General features: G+C 61.6%; 12 protein-coding genes. 7 read left to right on the top strand and 5 right to left on the bottom strand.

Going from position 1 to position 21,631, the window contains the following annotated elements; translation table 11 throughout:
- Nucleotides 1-68: 68 nt before the first annotated feature.
- Nucleotides 69-734, bottom strand: a complete 666-nt coding sequence (locus tag GGD46_RS15385) for a DJ-1/PfpI family protein (protein ID WP_184705292.1) — start codon at nucleotides 732-734, stop codon at nucleotides 69-71.
- A gap of 82 nt (nucleotides 735-816) precedes the next feature.
- Here GGD46_RS15385 and GGD46_RS15380 point away from each other — a divergent pair, with 82 nt between their 5' ends.
- From GGD46_RS15380 to GGD46_RS15350, 7 genes are all read left to right on the top strand, one after another.
- Entirely contained in the window at nucleotides 817-1,776 is a 960-nt protein-coding gene (locus tag GGD46_RS15380; protein ID WP_184705290.1) for a GlxA family transcriptional regulator, read from the top strand.
- Between the two features lie 151 nt (nucleotides 1,777-1,927).
- The gene (locus tag GGD46_RS15375) at nucleotides 1,928-2,365 is read left to right on the top strand and encodes a curlin (RefSeq protein ID WP_184705288.1); all 438 of its coding nucleotides are present in this window, start codon (nucleotides 1,928-1,930) and stop codon (nucleotides 2,363-2,365) included.
- 73 nt (nucleotides 2,366-2,438) lie between these two features.
- Nucleotides 2,439-2,840, top strand: coding sequence for a curli-like amyloid fiber formation chaperone CsgH (csgH, locus tag GGD46_RS15370; protein WP_184705286.1), 402 nt, complete (start codon nucleotides 2,439-2,441; stop codon nucleotides 2,838-2,840).
- A gap of 175 nt (nucleotides 2,841-3,015) precedes the next feature.
- Complete coding sequence (locus GGD46_RS15365; RefSeq protein ID WP_184705284.1) at nucleotides 3,016-3,429, top strand: curlin; 414 nt, start codon at nucleotides 3,016-3,018, stop codon at nucleotides 3,427-3,429.
- A 264-nt stretch (nucleotides 3,430-3,693) separates the two neighbouring features.
- Nucleotides 3,694-9,276: a lysozyme inhibitor LprI family protein gene (locus tag GGD46_RS15360; protein ID WP_184705282.1), complete on the top strand. Its 5,583-nt coding sequence runs from the start codon at nucleotides 3,694-3,696 to the stop codon at nucleotides 9,274-9,276.
- Nucleotides 9,277-9,281: 5 nt separating this feature from the next.
- Nucleotides 9,282-15,263, top strand: a complete 5,982-nt coding sequence (locus GGD46_RS15355; RefSeq protein WP_184705280.1) for an MG2 domain-containing protein — start codon at nucleotides 9,282-9,284, stop codon at nucleotides 15,261-15,263.
- Between the two features lie 50 nt (nucleotides 15,264-15,313).
- Entirely contained in the window at nucleotides 15,314-17,611 is a 2,298-nt protein-coding gene (locus GGD46_RS15350; protein WP_246806320.1) for a transglycosylase domain-containing protein, read from the top strand.
- An 89-nt stretch (nucleotides 17,612-17,700) separates the two neighbouring features.
- Here GGD46_RS15350 and GGD46_RS15345 read toward each other — a convergent pair whose 3' ends face one another.
- From GGD46_RS15345 to GGD46_RS15330, 4 genes are all read right to left on the bottom strand, one after another.
- A complete protein-coding gene (locus GGD46_RS15345; RefSeq protein WP_184705278.1) occupies nucleotides 17,701-18,906 on the bottom strand; it encodes an MFS transporter in 1,206 nt (401 codons plus the stop codon).
- Between the two features lie 75 nt (nucleotides 18,907-18,981).
- Nucleotides 18,982-19,776 carry an ABC transporter ATP-binding protein gene (locus GGD46_RS15340; protein WP_184705276.1) on the bottom strand — a complete coding sequence of 265 codons (795 nt, stop codon included), beginning with the start codon at nucleotides 19,774-19,776 and terminating at the stop codon, nucleotides 18,982-18,984.
- Nucleotides 19,773-20,546, bottom strand: a complete 774-nt coding sequence (locus GGD46_RS15335) for an ABC transporter permease (protein ID WP_184705274.1) — start codon at nucleotides 20,544-20,546, stop codon at nucleotides 19,773-19,775. The genes GGD46_RS15340 and GGD46_RS15335 overlap by 4 nt, the downstream gene beginning before the upstream one ends.
- A 64-nt stretch (nucleotides 20,547-20,610) precedes the next feature.
- Nucleotides 20,611-21,555, bottom strand: coding sequence for an ABC transporter substrate-binding protein (locus tag GGD46_RS15330; protein ID WP_184705272.1), 945 nt, complete (start codon nucleotides 21,553-21,555; stop codon nucleotides 20,611-20,613).
- Between the last annotated feature and the right edge of the window lie 76 nt (nucleotides 21,556-21,631).

Raw genomic sequence — 21,631 nt, 5'->3', positions numbered from 1 at the left:
TCAACATGCCGCCGCCCTTTGGTTGTGGCCAGGGCGGCAGAGGATCTGTTTTTGCTCCGATAGTCCATTCAAAGATCGGCGAGAATCCGCTCTCTCTGAGCTCTCGAAGCAGCCATGCGCTGTTGTGCCGCGGCGACGATATCCGGCGTTACCTGCTTCGGCAGGCCGGCCTCGAATGGAGGTGCGGGAGCATATTCGAGCGATAGCTGTACGGTGCGGGCCTCGTTCTCGCCGAACAGTTCCGCGATGACGGTCAGGGCGAAATCGATGCCCGAGGTGACACCGCCGGCGGTAATCAGGTTGCCATCGCGCACGACCCGCTCATCGACTGCGGTCGCGCCAAAGCGGGGCAGAAAATCTATGGCATTCCAATGCGTCGCGGCTCTCTTGCCTTTCAGCAATCCGGCGGCGCCAAGGACCAGCGACCCCGTGCAGACGGAGGTGATGAAACGCGCCGTTCGTGCCTGCTGACGGATAAAGTCCAATACGACTTTGTCGCGCAGCAACGCATTGATGCCGCTGCCTCCAGGCACGCACAGAACGTCCAATTTCGGGCAATCGGCAAAGCTCACGGTCGACTTGAGTTCAAGGCCGGTTGCCGAAATGAGCGGCTCCACTGCCTTCCAAACGAGATGAACCTTTGTGCCCTGCGCGGAGGCGAATACTTCATAGGGTGCTGTCAGGTCGAGCTGCTGAACGCCTGGAAAGGCAAGAAGGCCGATGTGCAAGGTCATTTGAAATCTCCAGATTGACTTTCCAGAGCCTAGCAGGTCAAGATTTGGCGTGATTGCCATTTACCCCTCGATTTACGCCAAAATGTCACGACGCATCGAAATCCTCACCTTTTCCGATAGCCAGCTTCTCGATGTCGCTGGCCCCTTGCAGGTTTTCGCCTCGGCGAACGACATGGCGAGAATGGCGGGACGTCCGATGCCCTATGATCCCGTCGTGGTCGGCATCGCCGATCAGGTGAAGACCTCTTCCGGCCTTTCAATCGGCGCGCTGCCACTACCATCAGCAGATGCGCCGCTGGACACGCTGGTCGTTCCCGGCGGTTGGGGCGTTTATGCAGCCTGCGAGGACGGTCACTTAATCGAATGGATCAGGAGACGGACGCAGGCGGCGCGACGGACCGCCTCCGTCTGCAGCGGCGCATTCCTGCTTGCAACCGCTGGCCTGCTCGACGGGCGGCGGGCCGTCACGCATTGGCAGCGCTGCGAAGAGTTCAGGTACCGCTTTCCGAAAGTCAGATTGGAAGCAGATCCGATCTTCATCCGCGACGACAATATCTGGACCTCGGCCGGCGTCACGGCAGGCATCGATCTCGCGCTGGCGCTGGTAGAAGCCGATCTCGGCCGCGAGCCTGCATTGACCGTAGCGCGTCAGTTGGTCGTCTTTATGAAGCGGCCCGGCGGGCAGTCGCAGTTCAGCGCCGCGCTACTGCTTCAGGACAAGGGCGGTGGCCGATTCGACGATCTGCATGCCTGGATCATTGAAAACCTGGAAAGGCCGCTCTCCCTCTCCGATCTCGCCGAACGAGCCGGCATGAGCGTGCGCAGCTTTTCACGCCATTATCATCGGATGACCGGACGCACTCCTGCGCGCGCCGTCGAGGAAATGCGGCTGGAAAGCGCCCGGCGACAGCTGGAACAGGGAACGCATGTGAGCCGGGTTGCGCTTCGCTGCGGCTTCGGCGCGGAGGAGACAATGCGGCGCGCGTTCCAACGACAATTCGGCGTCAGTCCACAGGCCTATCGAGAGCGTTTTTCCCTTTAGGCACGCGGCGGCATCTCGGGAACGAACCTACCTCCGCGGCCGCACTTGCGAATGAACGCTAACTGAATGGTCCCTTCAGCATCCATTCCAACTGCCGCATCTAAAAAGAGATCGTTCAAACGCGGTCCCGTCCGCCAAAGGAGACGCAGTCATGATCCGCAATTCTCTCATCGCAACCGCACTCGTCGCTCTCGTCGGCATGACCGCCGCCGCCCCTGCCATGGCCAATGATGTGCGCATCGAACAATATGGTTGGTCGAACTCGGCCGGCGGCGCCCAGCAGGGCTACAGGAACCGGATCAGGACTTATCAGAACGGCGGCTACAACAGAATGGTCGGCCAGCAATATGGCCGTCACAATCTCTCTGCCGTCGGCCAGGAGGGCAATGGCAACTACGGCGCCACCTATCAGAATGGCGATCACAACGTCGCCGGTATCGGCCAGTTCGGTTCCAACCACACGACCATCCTCACCCAGGACGGCAACGGTAATATTGCAGCCGGCGTTCAGGTCGGGAACGGCTGCAGCGCCAATGTCAACCAGGGCGGCAGCGGCAATGTCGCCGCCTTCGTCCAGGCTTGCCCGTAACCGGTAGCAACGGGGCCACGCGGCCCGGGAAACACCCCGCGGCCGCGATGACGGAACGTCAAGGAGACGAACCATGCCACATATCGTCAATCACCCACGCCGTCTTGTCACGGCGCTCGCCCTGATCCTGCTTCCAGTCGGCGCACTGGCGGCGATGGTAACCTCCGAGCAAACCGATGGCCCTCTGCGCTGCGAGATCCGCGTCACGCCACAAGCCGGCATGGTGGCTCTTCAGCCCCTTGTCCGAACGGATAGGCCCGTCAGCGGCACCTATCGCTTCCAAGTTGAAAGTACCGGAGGCTCGGGCGGCTCCAACATTGATCAGAGCGGCGCCTTCGACGCCTCTCCGGGTCATGCTGCCCCCCTCGGTTCCGTCTCGCTGGGTTCCGATGGCGCCGGCTACCGTGCGACGCTTGACGTCACCGCCGGTGACAGCAGCGTCCGTTGCACCCAGCGGATCGGTGGCTCGATCTGACCAGATCTACCTCGATCCAGTTCATCACAAAGGGCGCCGGGAAGCCGGCGCCCTTTGTGATGTCAGACTCCCAGTGCGGAATTGAACGATAACTGAACAGGCAATTCCGTTTGGGTTCAGCTGCAGAATGCGAGAGTTGGTTATCGGCTGATGGAGCCGGGCAATGGAGACCAGGATGACCCGCACTATGTTGAAGATCCTTACCGCTACGCTTCTTGCCGGCTGCATCGGGCAGGCAACCTTATCCACGCCGGCTTATGCCGGAGGCCGGATCTCGGTGAATATCGCTCCTGACAACGCCGAGGATGCCGATCTCTTCTCGACCGGCCTTCGTGTCTATTCTCTGTATCGCGGGTTTCGCGATGCCGATATCCGCCAGCTGGGTCACAGAAACCTGGCCGGCATCGCTCAGTATGGCCGTGGCAACGTCGGCATTGTCGAGCAGAGAGGCAACGGACACTCCGCCAGCCTGCGGCAGAATGGCAACGACAATGCCTATGGCATCTTCCAGTTTGGCAGAAATACCAGCACCGACGTGGTGCAGGACGGTAATGGCGGGAGCGGCGCCACTTTCAGCTATGGGTGGTAACTCGCATTTCCGTTTCGTCGCAGATGGGCGATGCGCGGGCATCGCCGCTGCTGCACGGCCTACCGGTGCGATTATGCGACCGATAGTTGATATGGCCTCGCCGGCATGGACGTCGAAGACCTTGAATTTCTATTCAGTAACATTGATCCACATCTAAGATACTCTTCTCGCATTGGAGACCTCGAGCAGCGCAGCAGCACCCTTGTCTTGACAGAAGATAGCCCATATTGACTAGCAGCCGGCATCTTCAAGGACGAGTTATCCATGGCCACCGCCTCCAGCCTGCGCATGCTTGTTGCCCTCGGTTGTGGACTTTTCTCTACAGTTTGCCAGGCGCAATCCTTTGATTGCGGCAAGGCCCAGACTGCAATCGAAAAAGCGATTTGCGCCTCGCCACCCTTGATTGTTAAGGATACCAGCCTGGCCGCTGCCTATCGGCAGGCGACGAGCGATCTCGGCGGCGATCCGGCAAAGCTTGCCGAATTGAAGCAGCAACAACGCCGCTGGTTGTCGGATCGAGATAAATCCTGCACGGATTCCGATCCGACTCATCTGACCAAGTGCTTGCTGACGATCTATCAGGCACGGATTGTCGAATTGAATACGCTGCACTCCGTGGCTGGCGGCAACACGCTGGATTCCAACCTGTCTGTCGAACCTGCAAGGTCAACGCTGAAAGAGACGCAGGTCCCCGGAGGACAGTATCGGGTGGCAGCGCCGCCCGCATCGGCTCCGCAAATCCCCCCTGCTCGCGCCCTTCCGGAACCCATATCGCAACCGCATCTGGTGTCGAGCAATCTCCCGGCCGACCAAGACGGCAGCACCCTGATGACGGTCGATGCACCGGGGCGCGTCACCATCCGCGCCCATAGCAGCTCGGGCGTTGCGCTCCAGCTCGTCGACATGATGACCGGGCCGGGGGAGCGGATGGGCGCACCCGGCGTCAGCGACGGGCGGATCGATGCGTTGCTCGACAAGGGGACGTACAAGATCCGCGTTTTCGGAGCCAAGGGCGCATCCGGCAAGGTTGAGCTCACTGCAGAGGCCTATCAGGAGCTTGAAAAGCCGGACGCTCTCCTGACCAAAGGGACCCCTGTAAGTGCCGATTTGGGCGATCTTCAGCAAAGATCGTTCTGGATCGACGTTCCCGAATCCGGGCGTGTCGACGTCGACGCCGTCGGGCGGTCCCTTCACGATCTGAGGCTTTGGCGCCAGGGCGCCAACATCGTTCCGCTTTCGCCGACGATTTCGGTCTTTGAATTGAAGCCTGGCCTCTCGATGACGCGAGCCACATTGACCGGCACGGCCGAGCCGGGACGCTATCTCGTCACCGCCTATGGCGGCGAAAAGCTGGCCTGGGCAAATTCGGACACGGCACAGCCATTCCACATCCGCACCGGCATCCCGACGTCGCTTGCCGCCGGAATCGCCGAAGGCGTCATCGGACGTTTTGGGTCGGTACGCTTCGAGGCACCCGCAGATTTCGACCGATTCCGTCTGGATCTGCCGCAATCGGCGCCGGCCGTGCTTCGCGCAGGCAGGATGTCCAGCAATACCTACGCATTTCGAAGTGCCGTCATCGGCAAGTCCAGCCGCGAGCCATCGGCCACGCTGGCGCTGCCCACGGACAACCAGCCGGGCATCGTCGAGATATCGGGCTACGAGGGGCAGAATTTCAAAATCCGCGGGCTGCGCTTTGGCAATCAGACTCAATTCGATGGCTCTGTGCCCAATCTCATCAGCCTGGATGTTGCGGGAGAAGGCGGAGACGAAATTCCTGCCACATCTCTGTTGATCCGCAACGACAGCAACGGCAAGACAAGTGTTGTCACCACCGACATGCCCCATCTCGGCCCCGGCCAAGCCTGGCGGCAGCGGTTCAATTTGCGCGGACCGACCTCGCTTCTCTTCGAGATGACGCAGGCAGGCCAGATCGGCATCCGTACGTCGGGCGTCGCCTTGCACGCCGACATCAGCCCGATTCTTCTCGGCAATGCTCCCCGCGCCGACGGAAAGAACCCGGACCGTTATGATCTGGACGCAGGCTATTATCTGCTGCGTCTTTTGCCGAACGAGAATGCGAGTGGCATCGTCGATCTCACGCTCGGGACGCCGGGCCTCACAGTACCCGTCCAGCCCGCCTCCCCGGCGCGCACGACGATTTCCTTTGGCATCCAGGAAGCCCGGTCGGCAACAAGCCTCGAGCTTATTACCAATGCCGCTCCCAACCTCCTGACCGGTCCGCGCGCCGTCGCCCTGCCCGCCGATCTTGAGGCCAGACCGCTTGCCCTTTGGCAATCGGCCGGTGCCTCGGCGCCGGGTTCAGACCAATCCGATAATGGCGCAGCCGCGCTTCAACGACCAGCTTCGTCTGCGGATCTGCGCATCGATGTCCGTGCGCCGGCTGGCGGCACCATCTCCGCTTTCGACATGCACAACGCACCCGTCGCCTTTGCAGTCGGCAACGAACATGCCGACGCGACGGGGCGGGTGCTTACTCTGCGCTTCCCTGCCGTTTCTGCGGCCCGCGCGATAGGCGTGCGCTGGCAACCGGACGACGTGGCTCCCGACAAGACAGCGCGGTCAGCCGCTCCATCCGTCTTGAACGCGGGTCAGAAGCAATTTCTCGACCTCTCCGAAAATGCTCGTAAATCCTATCAGCTCAACGTAGCCGAAGGCGGCCTCTATCGCATCGAAACATTCGGGCGATTGCAGACATCGCTGGGGCTGGGTACGTCGACCGTGCCCTCGCTCGGCGGCGCATCGGACAATGGCGACGGGCACAACGCACTGCTGCTGACCTACTTGCGGGCCGGAAGTTATCAAGTCGATGTCTCCGCGCAGAACTCCTCGGGCCACCTTGGTCTCGGCGCGACACGAGCCTCGCTTGCGCAGGCTGCGACGCTCGTTCCCGACAGCAGCAGTCGCGGTGTTCTGTCCAGCTCCAGCGGCGGCATCGTACCGATAGAGATCGCAAAGGCAGGCTCATATCAGTTTGATCTCTATGCGCTCGGGGGCGATCTTTCCGCCCGTCTGGAGGACGCCGATGGCTGGCCACTGACGGCTCCCGGCCCTCTCTCGACGATTAGTCAGGATTTCGCGCCAGGACATTATCGCCTTGTGATCCAGCCGCGCGAGGTCGATACCCGGTTTGTCACCCGGCTGGCGACCATCATCGATCCGCCGCAACCGCAAGGTCACGGACCGCATCCGCTGGCCTTCAATCAGGCGCAGAAGTTCCAGTGGCGCGAGCCGCAGGGAGGTGGCGACGCCCGCATTCCGGACAGCTGGACATTTGACCTCGCCGCAAGTGCCGACGTCAGCATCGACCTGACCGAGGGAATGATCGGCACACTGATCCGTGGGGACCAGGAGCAAATTGCGAGATTTGCCGCCAGTCCGAAATTCAGCGGCAAGTTGAAAGCGGGGCACTATCGCATCGAACTCAGCAGCCTCGCCCATGACGACCGGCTGGACTACGAGATAACCCTGAATACGAAGGATCTGCAGCCCGGCGAAACGCGTTTCGTCGACCTGCCAAGCCTGCTGTCCTTCAATGTCGAGAAGAACCGCGTCGTCAGCCTCGGCACCTTCGGCCGCAACGAGCTGAAAGCCGTCTTGAAGGGATCGGACGGAACCGTGATCGAACGGCTCTCCGGCCGCAGCGACGACTGGAATATAGCTCTTTCTCGTCGCCTGCCCGCCGGATCTTATACGCTTGCCCTCGAAAAGGCGATCGCCACCAACAGCCAATCTGGCGGCAACTCGGACGATCGGACCTCGGCATCCAGCGATGGCGATCAGCAGACCGATGGCGACGATCAGACAAACGCGTCAAGCACAGAGGTTCAGTTTGCCCTACCGCAGGAATTGCCGCAGCCGGAACTCGCTGCGAGCGGCAGCGTCGAAGTCACCGGCAACTCCGTTTTCACCTTTCCGTTGCCGGCAGGTGAGAAGGATCGGCTCTCGCTCGTAGCGGCACAGTCCACCAGCGAACTGGTCCTATCTGTCGACACGTTGGCAGCTGACGGAAGCTGGAAGCCGCAGGCCTTCGCCCGTGGCCACGCGCCTTTCATCGCCTGGCCCAGCTCCGGGAATGGAACCAAGATGCGTGCGTCTGTGTGGACACTCGATGGCGGCTCGGCCCCGATTAAGATTGGTGCCAAGAGCGTCTCTCGCCAATTGGGTGCGCTTGGCGACGTTGCGCTGGAACCCGCAACTATCGAAGGCCTCGATGTTGCGGTGAATATCGCGCTTGTGCGTGTGCCCGCGGCAGGGCTGGTGCAGTTGGATGCCGCCGGGGATCTGCTTGCCGGCGCAAGCACCGATCGCCCGCTTGACTCTGTCGCATCGGGGCTGTTCGCACCCCAGTCGGAGCATTTATGGCTGGTCTCCCGCAAGGACGGTTCGGCACGGGCGACCCCCGCGAAGCTCGATGGCGAGGTTGCGCTGACGCTGCCCGCAGGTGATCAAGCCAATCTTCCGGCGGCCGCCGTCCCACAAGGCAAGGTCCGCCTGTGGTTCGCACAGTCCGCGTTTGGACAACCTGGTCTCAACGCCGGACACGGCATGGGTGTCGGTGCCAACAGTGCCGTCGCGCTGGCCGGTGAGCAGGATCTGCATCTATGGAACGCCGGAGGCGATGAAAGCCTGCAAGTGCGGTTAAGCTCGACCGATGTGGTTGAAATCGAGGCGGTGACACTGAGTAGCAGCTATGCCGCCCCCATACCGGCCCTCAGCGCACTGCCGCTCAAATTGCCGGCGGGAGCGAAGCGGCTGACGCTCGACCTGGCGCCTGGCATAGCCGTGGTCTCAGGTCCATCCGATCCCGAACCTTTGAATGTCTGGTCAGGCTCCTCGCCGCTGTCCCGCACCGTCACGACATCAGTCAATGAAATCCGGCTGGTCAATCTGAGCAATGCGCCGGCATCCGCCCGCATCAGCCTATCACCCGGGCAAACCGCAGCGCTCGGCGCCGATCAGATCCTGCGCCGCTTCTTTGGCACAGCGGGATCGGAGGCCATCGCTGTGGATGCGATGAAAGGAGACATCGTGAATGTTTCCGGCGGCACGGCGACCTTTGTCGCAAGCGACGGCAAGGTCCTGCGCGGACAAAACATCACCCTATCGGGCGCCGGCCAGCTGATCCTCGATCATGGAGCCGGGCTGGTGGCATTGTGGCTGGAACGCAATGGCAAGTCACCCTGGCCCAAGCCCGAGCCGAAATCGATCGACCTTCCTCAAAGCGCAGCGCTTGAGGGTCAGGCAATGGCGTTCCGTCTTGCCCCCGCTCAGCCGATGGTTCTCGACCTCAGCACCGACGCGCCGGTGATCGTCGACCTCGCGCAGAATGGACGCCACGATCTGCAGTTATTCCCCATGGGCGCTGCTTTTCATCGCTATGTCGCGCCCGGCGAGGCTGTCCTTACTCTCTACTCCACCCACGACGGTCCCCTATCAGGCACGGCGGATATCGTGGCGACGCCAGTCATTCCCGTGAGCGAGGGCGTTGGCACCGCGATTGTGCTCGCGCCCGGCGCAACCGCCCTCTTCGGATTTGAGGTAAAGAGCAAGGGGAATATCGGTGTCGGCCTACGCTCCGATCCCGATCTGGCTGTCGGTCGTCTGCTCGATTCCAAGGGTCAGGTACTCGGTGACGGTATCAACCAATTGAAAGAACTTGGGCCGGGCACTTACCTGCTCGAAGCGCGAGCCCCGGCGGATGCACCGACGCTCGTCGTCAGGCCGGCTGTCGTCGGGCTGTCGCCGCCACCGGCGGGACCGCCGCCTGAAGTCGTGAACAACTATCTGCAAAATGCCGGTTTGAAGCCCTCGGGATCGAAGTGAAGCCAATGAAAAAGATTGCATTTCTCATCGCCCTGTCCGTGGCTTCTTGTGCGCTGATAGCGCCCGCCGGGGCGCAGCAACCGGCCACACCGCTGAGCCTCGATGTTTTGCAACGAGCAGATGGCGTCAAGATTGTGCCCGAGAGATTTCTGAGGGCCTATGACCCCGTGACGATTTTCTTTCCCACCGACACGGGACCGAAGGCGGGCGGCCCGGAGGACGCTCCCGATCGCCTCGTTACGATGGAACCGCAAGCTGCCGGCGCCTGGCAGTGGCTTGGCCCCCGCGCCCTGCAATTCCGCCCAGCCGACAAATGGAAACCGCTCGATCGTGTCAGGGTGAAGATGGTCGGTCATAGCGGCGAAGCCGGCAGCGAGGCTGAACTGATACCCCTGCTGCCTCTACCCGTCTCCACCGTTCCTGCGGCCGATGCAGATCCGGTCAACGACCTCGACCAGGTCACATTGACATTTGCCGAACCGGTCGATGTTGCGGCGCTGAAGCGCTTGCTGTCGATCGAAGTGCGGCCGTCACCTGGAATTGGCGACGAAGGCGGTTTGACTTTGGGTGCGCAAGATTTAGACATCCAACCGCTCGAACGCACGGCGCGCAGCGATCAGCAATCCTATGTCGTGAAGCTTCGCAGCGCCGTACCGGATGGCCGTGTTGTCCTTGTGCGGCTGAAATTGGCCGACACTCCGGATTTTGCCGACCAGACCTTCGAGCTGCGGGTGCGCACGACTATTCCCTTCACGATGACGGGTTCCGACTGCGGGCGCGGCTTCGACACCGCAACGATTGACGGCATCATGCGCTGCACGTCCGGTGCGACAGCGAGCTCATCAGATGACGACAGCGGTTCGAGCGACGAAGGGAATGCGGAGGCGCGTACCGCCCGTTCTGTCCAAGGCCGCAGCCTGATCTTCCGCTTTTCCGGCAACCCCGTTGCAGGGGATCAACTTTCCGCCCGCGATGCCCTGCGCATCACGCCCCCCGTCGACGACCTGACGGTGCAGGCAAGCAATGGGCGGCTTTATGTTCACGGCCGCTTTCTGACGGATAAGGTCTATACTCTCAACGTCGCCGCCGGCGCCGTGCGGGACGACCGTGGGCGGCCGCTAGCTGCTGCATTCAGCCGAAAATTCGCGTTTTCGCCGGAGCCGGCGTCGCTCGCATGGGACGCCTCGCAGGGCGTCGTCGAACGCTTCGGTCCACAGCTCGTCCCCTTGCGTGGTCGCGGCTATGATCGGGCCGACATCAGGCTCCATGCGATCGATCCGTTGTCTCGCGATTTCTGGCCCTTCCCGCAAGCGGGTCTGGCCACCAAGGATGACGACCAGCCGCCGCTGCCGGGCAAGGAACCGCCGAAATGGGCGGGGATCGACGACATTTCGAGCGACGCTGTTGCCGCGCGCATTAAAAACCTGGGCTCGCCCGCGGTGTCGCAACTTGTGGATCTGCCGATCCGCAAGGGCGGCGTGAACAGCAAGTTTGGCCTCGACCTCAAGCCGCTTTTCGCCAAGATTCTTGGCCCCGACCAAGCCGGCACATATCTGATCGGGCTACGCGCAGTGGACGACCAGAGCCGCCATTGGCTGCGGGTCCAGGTGACCGACCTCACCCTCAGCGCAATCGAGGAGCCGGACCGCGTACGCTTCGCAGTCACTTCGCTCGCAACAGGCAACCCGATCGACGGCGCGCAGATCCGGCTGGACGGAATGCGGGACGGCAAGTTCGTCATGCTCTCGACCGGGACGACGGATGCCAAGGGTTTCTTTTCCTGGGATCTCAAGCAGCGCACCGAGGCAAGAATCCGCCGCGTCATCGTGACGAAAGGGTTGGATACGCTGGTCATCGACCCCGATCACGCTCCGGCGCAATATGCCCAGAACAACTGGACCAAGCCTTCGACCTCGTGGCTGGACTGGACCACCAATCCTAATGAGGATCGCACGGAGCAGACCCGCACGCTTTGCCATGTCTTCACCGAGCGGCCGATTTATCGCCCCGAAGAGCCTGTTCATATCAAGGGCTATGCCCGCAGCTATCGCGGTGGCCATCTGAACCTCGCACAAGCGGGCGGCCAGCTCGTGATCTCCGGCCCTGACAAGCAGGAATGGCGCATACCCGTCAAGTTGGATGAATTTGGCAGCTTCTATCACAAGTTCGACGCTGCGACGCCGGCAACGGGCGACTATCAGGTCCATTTCGAACCGGATGATCCGACCAAGGCGACGAGCGACGATCAACCGGCACAAAAGTCGGACGATGGCGACGATGCCACCGAAGGGCCGACGAACGGCAATGGCGGTGATGACGGCGCGGCACAGGATGGGCAACCCGATAGCGCCCAGGCCGCTACCCCGGACGATAACGCAGCGGCAGACAATGCCGACACGAGCGACCAGACGCTCCAATGCGGCAGTATTTCCTTCAAGAAGGAAGCCTATCGGCTGCCGACTTTTGAAGTCGTGCTCAACAATCCGCAGACCGTACCCCTCGATGCCTCCTTCAACGTCGATCTGATCGCCCGCTACTTTGCCGGCGGCTTGCTGGCGAACCGGCCGATCCATTGGCGAGCCGTACAGTATCCCTACAACTGGACGCCTCCCGGGCACGACGGCTTCCTTTTCTCGACGGACTCCCGCTATTCAGGCGGCAGCGAATTCAAATCCTCGCCCGCGCTCGAGCGGGACGGAAGCACGGATGCCGGCGGCGCTTCGCGCATCAGCTTCGACACGACGATCGAACCCACGGCGCAGCCCCGCCGCTACATGATCGAGGCAACGGTTACGGGCGATGACGATCTGCAGGTGCGCAGCATCTCAAATGTCTACGCAGTTCCGCCGTTCGTGCTTGGCCTGAAAGTTCCGCGCTACGTGCCGGCACCAGGCGCAATCGAGCCGCAAATTCTGGCTGTCGATGGCAACGGTGATCCGGTCGCGGGGCTCGAGATGACAGCACGTCTCATCCATCGCAACTGGACTTCGACCTTGCAGGCGAGCGATTTCAGCCAGGGCTCGGCGAAATACGTCACGCAGGAGATCGACGAGACTCTGCTGGAACGCAAGATCACCAGTACCAAGGATATTCAGAGCCTGGCGTTGGAAGCCAAGGAAGCCGGCGTCTATATTATCCAGCTCGAAGCCAGCGACCGCGTCGGTCGTCGACAGCAAGTGAGCGTCGACTTCTTTGTCGGCGGCTCCACGCCGGTGACATGGGCACAGCCGCCGGCGCGTACAGCAATCGTCACGACCGACAAGGATAGCTATATTCCGGGCGAGACAGCCAACCTGCTGATCCAGTCGCCATTTCAGTCGGCGCACGCTCTGGCGATCGTCGAAGAGCCTGAAGGCAAGTTCAGCTATAATTGGGTCGATATTGCCGACGGTTACGGCCACTATGCGCTGCCCGTCCGCAAAGAGCAGATGCCGGAGGTGCCAGTCCACTTCCTCATCATGCGCGGACGACTTGATAGCAGTACCCCTTCGCCGAGCGCGCCTTTCGACCAAGGTAAACCGGTGACGATCGCGGCGACGAAGACGGTTACCGTCAAGCCGGTCAAGAATACGGTCACCGTCAAGCTGGACTATCCGAAGAAGGCCCGCCCAGGCGACGAGGTGGAAGTGACGCTGCATCTGGCTGATGACCTCGGCCAACCGATTTCGGGCGACGCGACATTCTGGATGGTCGATCAGGCAGTCCTGTCGCTGGCGACCGAGCAGCCGCTAGACCCGCTGCCGAACTTCATCGTCAAACGCAAATCGACGATGGCATTGCGCGATACCCGCAACATGGCCTTCGGCATCATTCCTCTTGACGAAGTGCCCGGAGGCGACGAGCGCGAGGACTGGGGCACCGACAACAATATCTCCGTTCGCAAGAACTTCACGCCCGTGCCGATCTATCTTCCCGACGTGAAAATCGGCCCGGACGGTACGGCCAAGATCAAGGTCAAACTTCCGGACTCGCTCACCGTGTTCAAGCTGCGGGCAAAGGCGGTCAGCGGCCCTGACCGTTTCGGCTACGGCACCGGTGAAATGCTGATCCGGCAGGAAATCGTCGCGCAACCCGCCCTGCCTCGCTTCCTACGCGAAGGCGATCAATTCGAGGCCGGCGTAATTGCCCGTATCGTCGAGGGCGGCGGCGGCCAAGGGGCTGCCACCATAGCGTCCGACGGTCTGACACTCACCGGCGACAAGGATATTTCCTTCACCTGGGAACAGAACAAGCCGGCGCATATCGGCGTGCTCGCTTCCGTGCCGCAGCAGAAGCCTGGCAAGGACGATGTGCGCCTGCGTTTTGGTGTCGAGCGCCTTGCCGACCACTCGCGAGACGCCTTAGAAATCACGCTGCCGGTGAAGCCCGACAGCATTCCAACCAAGCACTACGAGATTGTCGAGATCCCCGCCGGCGGAGAAAAAACTCTGTCGGCGCCGCAGCAGACCATTCGCCCAGGATCGTTCCAGCGTGTGGTCACGCTGACCTCCGATCCGGCGATGGTAAAACTGGTCGCGGGGTTGAACAGCCTGGTTGCGTCGCCATACGGATCGACGGAGCAGCGGATCTCGCTGGCCTCGTCGGACCTGGCTTTCAAGAACTTCACACCTATCCTCGCCGCAGCAAGGCTCGACAAGCGCATCGATAGTGACGTTCACAACACCGTTCTGGCGATCACCCAGGCGGTGGATGCGGATGGGCTTGTTGGCTTCTGGCCTCACAGCAAGGGCAATGTCACGCTGACGGCGTGGGCCTACTCATTCCTGGTTGCAGCGGATAAGGCGGGCGAACCGACAGACAAGGCTTTGACGGAGCGTCTTGCCAACGTGCTCAAGCTATCTCTGCGATCGGACTATCCGCATCTGCTCACCGGCAGCGAGATCCGCGAACGTGTCGAGGCGCTGACGGCGCTGGCCGATGGCGGCAAACTCGACCCGGCCTATGCAGCGGAATTCGCTCGCTCCGCGGCGCAGATGCCGAATGTCAGCGTCGCTCGAATGACGGCGGCGGCAGCAGGGGTGGCTGACGCCGATCCGCGCCTGGTCGCCGGTTTAGCCGATGCAATGTGGTCACGCGTGCGCATTCTCTCCCGCGACGGTCAGCTGGTCTATAACGGCCAGACAGAGGATGACGGCAATCCCATCATCCTGCCCTCGGAGACCCGCAGCCTTGCCGAAATGGTACGCGCAGCGGCTTTGACCTCCGAGGGCGATCCGCGTTATCCCGCTCTGAAAAATGCCCTGTTGCAATTGGGGGAAGGCGACGGCTGGGGCTCGACCAACGCAACGGCCGCAGCGATCCGCGCCCTTGCAACTGTTTGGCAGCGGCCAACCACACCACTGCCGGTGACGATGACGCAGAACGGCAACGCGCAGTCCCTTACGCTCGACGCCAATACGCCGGTGTTACGGCAGGTTTCGCTGGATTCGGGCAGCGTTACCATCCACAACGGCGGAACACTGCCTGCTCTTGCGTTGGTCGAGACCAGCTATCTGCCCGCCGAACCTGGCTACAAGGCACAGGCACGCAGTGAAGGCTTCGCCCTCACCCGCACGCTCTACCGCGTCCCCGCCGGCAATGCCCCCTTGGAGAAGCTTACTCCCGATACCAACGGCACGATCACACTCAAGCTCGGCGACGTGCTGGAAGAACGGGTTGATCTGGTCGTCTCCGAGGATCGTACCCATGTGGCCCTCACCATGCCGCTTGCTGCGGGGCTCGATCCCCTTAATCCAAACATCGCGACCGCGCCTGCCGAGGCAACACCGTCGATGGCACCGACCTTGGCGGCGGATTGGGTTTCCTACGGCGATGATCAGATCTTCAGCGCCTATGACACGCTTCCGAAAGGCAATTACACATTCGCCTACCGGATGCGCGCGCTCATCCCGGGCACATATACGCAGCCTCAGGCGCTCGCAGAGACGATCTACCGGAAGGGCGTCGATGGAACGAGCGCCGCTACTCAGATCGTCGTGGCGAAGTAGCGGCATGGAACGGAGGAAAACTCTAGCCGGAGGCTCCGGCTAGTCGGGCAATGGCTTTGTTGAGAACCCGCCGATCGAAATTCACGGCCCTTTGCTTGCTGGCTGTCGCCGCCGGCACGATTGCCTATATCTGCCTCGTCGTTCCCAGAGCGCAGTTCCTCGCACCCGCTCCAACTCCCATCCTCTATGATCGCAACGGCGCCTTCCTGGCGCAGGTGGGGCACAGCGACGACGGCAGCGGCCGCATTGACTACGGCTATTGGCCGCTGGAGGATCTGCCGGATCGCTTCGTCAAGGCGACGCTCGCCCTCGAGGACAAGCGTTTTTTCAGCCATGCCGGCGTCGATCCCTATGCCGTGGGTCGAGCGGCCTGGCAAAATCTGAGCGCCGTCAGGCGGCGCTCAGGCGCCTCCACCATTGCCATGCAGGTCGCGCGCATGCAGCAGCCGGAGGCGCGCACCTTCGTCCACAAGATCCTGGAGGCCGGCGCCGGGATTGCGCTGACCCTGCGCTATGGCCACCATGCCGTATTAGCTCAGTATCTGCGGCTCGCTCCCTACGGGAATGGCAGCCATGGGATCGCCCATGCGACGCGGTTCTATTTCGGCAAGCCGGTCACGGACTTGTCCTGGGCGGAAATCGCTCTGCTCTCGGCCATCCCGCAATCGCCGACGCGCATGAACCCGCTCAGGCCCGACGGATTGCGTCGGGCGGTTCAGCGTGGACATCAGGTGCTGGATGTGTTGCAGGCACAAAAGATCATCCGAACTGACGAGGCGGAGATCGCGCATCGGCAGTTGAACGAATTGCGCATGCCCGATCTGCCGCGCCGTCCGGATGCGCTGCATGTGATCCTGCGTTATCACGACCTCATCGAAACCGGCCGGATAAAGCCCGCCGCCGCAAACACGCCGCTAATCCACACCACGATCGATCTGTCCTTGCAGCGCGATGTCACTGCACTTTCACGGCGCTTCCTTGATAGCTGGCGGTCCGCCGGGGCTTTGCAGGTCGCCGCCATGGTCGTGTCGCGCGAGACGGGCGAAGTCTTGGCCCAGGTGGGATCGAGCAACTATTACGGCAGGCATGCCGGCTCCTTCGACTACACGCAGATACAGCGGTCTCCCGGCTCCACTCTGAAGCCGTTCGTCTATGCCTTGGCGCTCGAACGCGGCATACTGAAACCAACGGACATGTTGCTTGATCTGCCCGAAGGTGCGTCGGGCATAGGCGACGCCGACCGCGAATTCCTCGGCCCGATGCTGCCGCGTCAGGCGCTTGCCAACTCGCGCAATGTACCGGCGACAAACCTGCTGCGCAGCATCGGGCTCGAGACCACCTTCCACTTTCTGCGCGATCTCGGCCTCCACGATCTGGAGATTCCGGCCGACCACTTCGGCCTGTCGATGGCCATCGGCTCACTGCCCACCCGTCTCGACAGCCTGATGCGAGCCTATCGTGCGCTTGCCAATGACGGACAGCTGCAGGACCTACGCTGGGCGAGCGAGCAGCCGCAACAGCCATCCGTGCGCGCCGTTTCCCTTGATACGGCGCGGTTGATTACGTCCTTCCTGTCCGATCCGCAGGCACGCCTTCCCAGCTTCCATCGCTACGGATCGCTGGAATATCCGTTTCCCGTCGCCATCAAGACCGGCACATCGCAAGGATATCGCGATGCCTGGGCAATAGCCTATTCACAGAAGGTCGTGGTTGGCGTTTGGGTCGGGCGTGGCGACAATGGCACCATGAACAGGATGACCGGTGCAAGCAGCGCCGCCCACCTCGTTCACGCGATCATGGACCGCGTCCATGAGAGCAAGCCCGGAGACCTTGCCGACGCGCGCTTTCCAACGCCGCCGGATCGCAAGCCCGTGGATCTTTGCATTGTCAATGGCGCGGCAAATGACAACACCTGCAGTCAGACGCTCGTCGAATGGCTGAAGCCGAATGAAATGCCGGAATTGACGGCGAAGGTTCCGCATCTGGATACAGGCGCCGGCACAACCCCTGCCACGGCCGGAGCCGGCGCAAGGGCTGCCTCCGCGAGCCTGTCAACCGGCCGAGACGACGGCGGTCCGCAAATCCATCTCGCAATCTCGACACCTGCCCGCAACAGCCAGATCTGGCGCAACCCGGAACAGCCGGCGGCATATAACCGCCTGGCCCTTAAGGCAGAGGTGAAACCGCGCGTGCCGCAGATTGTCTGGTATGTCGATGGGCAGCCCTTTGCCGTCACGGATCCCGACCGTCCGGTTTTCTGGCCGATCCAGAGCGGCGAACACCGTTTCCAGATCCGACTACCCTATCGCGACGAAACCTCGGCCGTCATTCCCGTTTACGTACAATAGAGGCAGCGAGAAGCTGGCGGTCTGTTGGCTCAAGGCTTCTGCGGGTGAGCCCGTCTTCAGTCGCCCCGTCATCCGGCCACGGCGGTGTCCTATTCCCTTCGCAGACGCAGCGTCAGGAAACCGGCGATGAGAGCGGCAACCATGCTGAAAAGGATTGGTCCGAGATAGCTGCCGGTCCTGTCAAAGACGAGGCCTGCCATTGTCGGCCCCAACAAGGCGGCCACGCCGACGGCCGTATAGAGATAGCCCAGCATGGTGCCGATATGACGGGTGCCGAAGAGATCAGCCGCGACGGCGGGGTAAAGTCCGACGCAACCGCCGTAGCTTATGCCGAAGGTCAGAGTAAAAAGCACCAGCACGGTCATGCCGTTGGCAACCGACCACAGAAGGAATGAGCCTGCAACGGCAAAGGTGAGGATCGCCAAGAGCCGCACGGAACCAATACGATCGCCCAGGCCAGCCAGTACGAAACGACCAAAGATATTGCCGATGCCGATGAGAGCGATCAGGATCGTGCCGCTTTCGAGCGACAGCCCCATATCATGCGCCGCCGGCACGATATGGACATAGGGAATGAAGGTGCAGAACGATGCCAGCAGCAGCATGACGTAAAACAGGCGGAAATGACCATTGCGCCAAACCGTAATGGGGCTTGGGCGGCTCGCGGTTTGCGGCTGTGCCGAATTGCCATCGTCTTGGCGCTTGCGCACCAGCATCGCAGCCGGCAGACCGACTACGGCAATGACGAAAGCCAGACCGATGAAACATCCACGCCAGCCAAGGGCCGGGATAAGCCGGCCGATCGCAAATGGCAGCACTAGCGTGCCAAGCCCGATGCCAGCGGTCGCAATGCCCGACGCGCGGCTCCGCTTCAGGATGAACCAGGATTGCACCGCGCCAAGCGCCGGCACGTAGGAGAGGCCAATTCCAACCCCCACACCGGCACCGTACCATGCATAGAGCGAAGCCAGGGACTGTGCCTGACTGCCTCCGGCATAGCCAATGATCATCGCCAGCAAGCCGGCTGCTATCACGATGCGGGACGACCAGCGGTCGGCAAGCGGGCCGGCGATCGCGCCTAGCGAATAGAACACGAAGGCTGATATGGAAAAGACGAGCGCGATCTCGCCGCGCGATGCGGCAAACTCCTGCGAAAGGCCGGGAAAGACGGCCGAGAAGCCATAGGCCGATCCGAAGGTTACAGCGGTCAGCGCATGTGCTGCGCCAACCACCCGCCATCCGGTCGATGAATCCGCCGCCTCGGGCAGCGCGAGTGGTGAGGACGTGGATGACAAATCAGTCGACCTTTCGAAACATCCATGGCTCGAAGAAATCAGTGATGTATGCGGCCACGATCGCTGCCGACCGGCTTAGCCGTGCGCGGCGGCAGCGATTGCCTCGTCTCTGATCTCTTCCGTGAGCTTGAGCCGCAACGCCGAGAATTCCGGACTTGCCTTGATCGTGTAATGGCGTGGATGCGGAAGGCTGACAGGCGTGATCGATTTGATGCGGCCGGGGCGCGCCGTCATCGTCACGACGCGCGATGCCATGAACACCGCTTCTTCGATATCGTGCGTCACGAAGACCACCGTCTTCTGTTCCCGCTCCCAAATGCCGAGCAGAAGCTCCTGCATCAGCCCGCGTGTTTGATTGTCGAGCGCGCCGAACGGCTCGTCGAGCAAGAGGATTTTCGGATCGTTGGCAAGCGCACGGGCAATCGCCGTTCGTTGCTGCATGCCGCCGGACAATTGCTTCGGCCAGTGATCCTCGAAGCCGCGCAAGCCGACCTTGTCTATATAGCTGGCGACGATATCGTTCCGGTCCCGCTCGGCAACGCCGCGTTCGCGCAGGCCGAAACCGACATTCTCGCGTATCGTCAGCCACGGAAACAGCGTGTAGGACTGGAATACCATGCCGCGATCGGCGCTAGGGCCAGTGACTTGCCTGCCATCCAGCGTCACCGTGCCTGTCGTCGGCTTGTCGAGGCCGGCAATGATCCGCAGAAGCGTGGACTTGCCGCAGCCTGAGGGGCCGAGGATGGTCACGAAGTCGTTGCGGGGAATGTCGAGCGCCGTCGGCTGGAGGGCTAGAGTGGGCGCGCCGCCCTTTACGCCGGGAAAGGTACGGCTGACATCCTTGATGCGAAGTTCGCCGGGTACGCTCATGCAAATCTCCATGCGAACAGCTTGCGGTTTACGCGCTTGAACGCAAAGTCGGAAACAAGGCCGATCAGGCCGATGACGATGATGCCGAAGATAATCTGGCCGGTGGCGAGCAGCGCCTGACTGTTGATGATCATGTAGCCGATGCCGGAGGAGGCACCGATGAGTTCGGCCACGATGACATAGGTCCAGGCCCAGCCGAGAACCAGCCGAAGCGTTTCGCCGATATCGGGAGCGGCAGCCGGGATCAAGACGCGGCGCACAACGCCACGATCGGACGCTCCGAGCGTATAGGCTGCTTCGACCAGATCCCGTCGTGTTCCGGCCACCGAAACGGCCACCATCAGAATGATCTGGAACACGGCGCCGATGAAGATGACGAGCAGCTTCTGCGTTTCACCGATGCCGGCCCAGAGGATGAGCAGCGGAACGAAGGCCGAAGCCGGCAGATAACGGGCGAAGGAGACGAAAGGTTCAAGCAGTGCCTCGACCGGCTTGTAGGCGCCCATGAGGATGCCGAGCGGTACTGCGATCAGCGCCGACAGGACGAAGCCACCGAGCACGCGCCAGATCGTCATGCCGATATCGAAGGCGAAGCCTTGATTGACAAGCAGATCGTAGCCGTCCTTCACCATGGTGATCGGATCGGCAAGAAAGGTCTTCGAAACAAGGCCGCCAAGCGTGAGGCAACCCCAGGCGACGAAGAAAAGGATAAAAAAAAGCAAGCCGTATAGAAGCCGGCTGCTGGAGCTTATGGGTTCGAGCGGGCGCATTGGGTCTCTTGTCGTGAGAAAAGGCGTGCCGAAGACCCGACACGCCTGTGGATTGCTTTCGGCCTTACTCGATGAAGGACGGATCAGCCAGTTTCGAAAGATCCGGCTTGCTCTTGATGACGCCGGCATCAAGCAGGATCTTGGCAGCTTCCTCGCTGAACGTCTTGAAAGTCGAGCCAAAGAACTTCTTCGCGGCGGCCTTGTCCTGCCACGCGAGATAGGCGGCTGACTCGCCGAACTCCTTGCCGGACTGTTTCACGTCCTTGCCCATGATCTCGTAGGACTTGTCCTTGTCCGCTTTGATCATTTCAAGCGCATCGTAATAGCTCGCAGCCAACGCCTTGGCAGCGTCGGGATGATCTTTCAGGAAAGCGTTGGTGCAGCCGAAAGTATCCATGACAGCCGGATAGTCGACCGTGGTGGCGATAATCTTGCCTTTGTCGGGTGCTGCGCGAACGGCTGAGAGATATGGCTCGTAAGTCACGGCCGCATCGTTCTGGCCGGCGAGGAGTGCCTGGGCGGCAGGGCCTGGCTCCATATTGACGACTTTGACGTCCTTCATGCTCATGCCGTTCTTGGCAAGGATGTAGGCGAGCAGGAAGTAAGGCGATGTTCCAGGTGCCGACGCCGCGACTGCCTTGCCCTTGAGATCGGAGACCTTGGTGATTCCCGGCTTGGCTGCAATGCCGTCCGCTCCGTGCGAGACATCCAGCTGGAACAATTGCGTCGTCGCGACACCTGCTGCATTCCAGACGATCCAGGTTTCCACGGTCGTCGCGGCACACTGGATATCGCCCGAGGCAAGCGCCAGATGGCGGCTTGCCTGCGGTACCTTCGCCACGGTGACGTCTAGCCCATGCTTCTTGAAGATGCCGGCTTCTTTGGCAAGTGTCAGCGGCGCAAAACCGGTCCAGCCCGATATTCCGATAGATACTTTCGTGTCCGCCGCCTGCGCTTGCGTGAGGCCGGCCAGGGCCGTAAAGGCGGCTAGAAACAATGCCTTTTTCATGATGTGAAGTTCCCTGCTCTTTGTTGAGGCAGCTGACGATACTGCCGTTTTTGGCAGCGTCATATTGCGTGCGCGA

Origin of the sequence: Martinezella lusitana, assembly GCF_014207095.1 — a bacterium.
GTDB lineage: Bacteria > Pseudomonadota > Alphaproteobacteria > Rhizobiales > Rhizobiaceae > Rhizobium > Rhizobium lusitanum_B.
The sequence above is the reverse complement of the archived record's forward strand: the minus strand, read 5'-3'. Positions and strand labels throughout refer to the sequence as shown.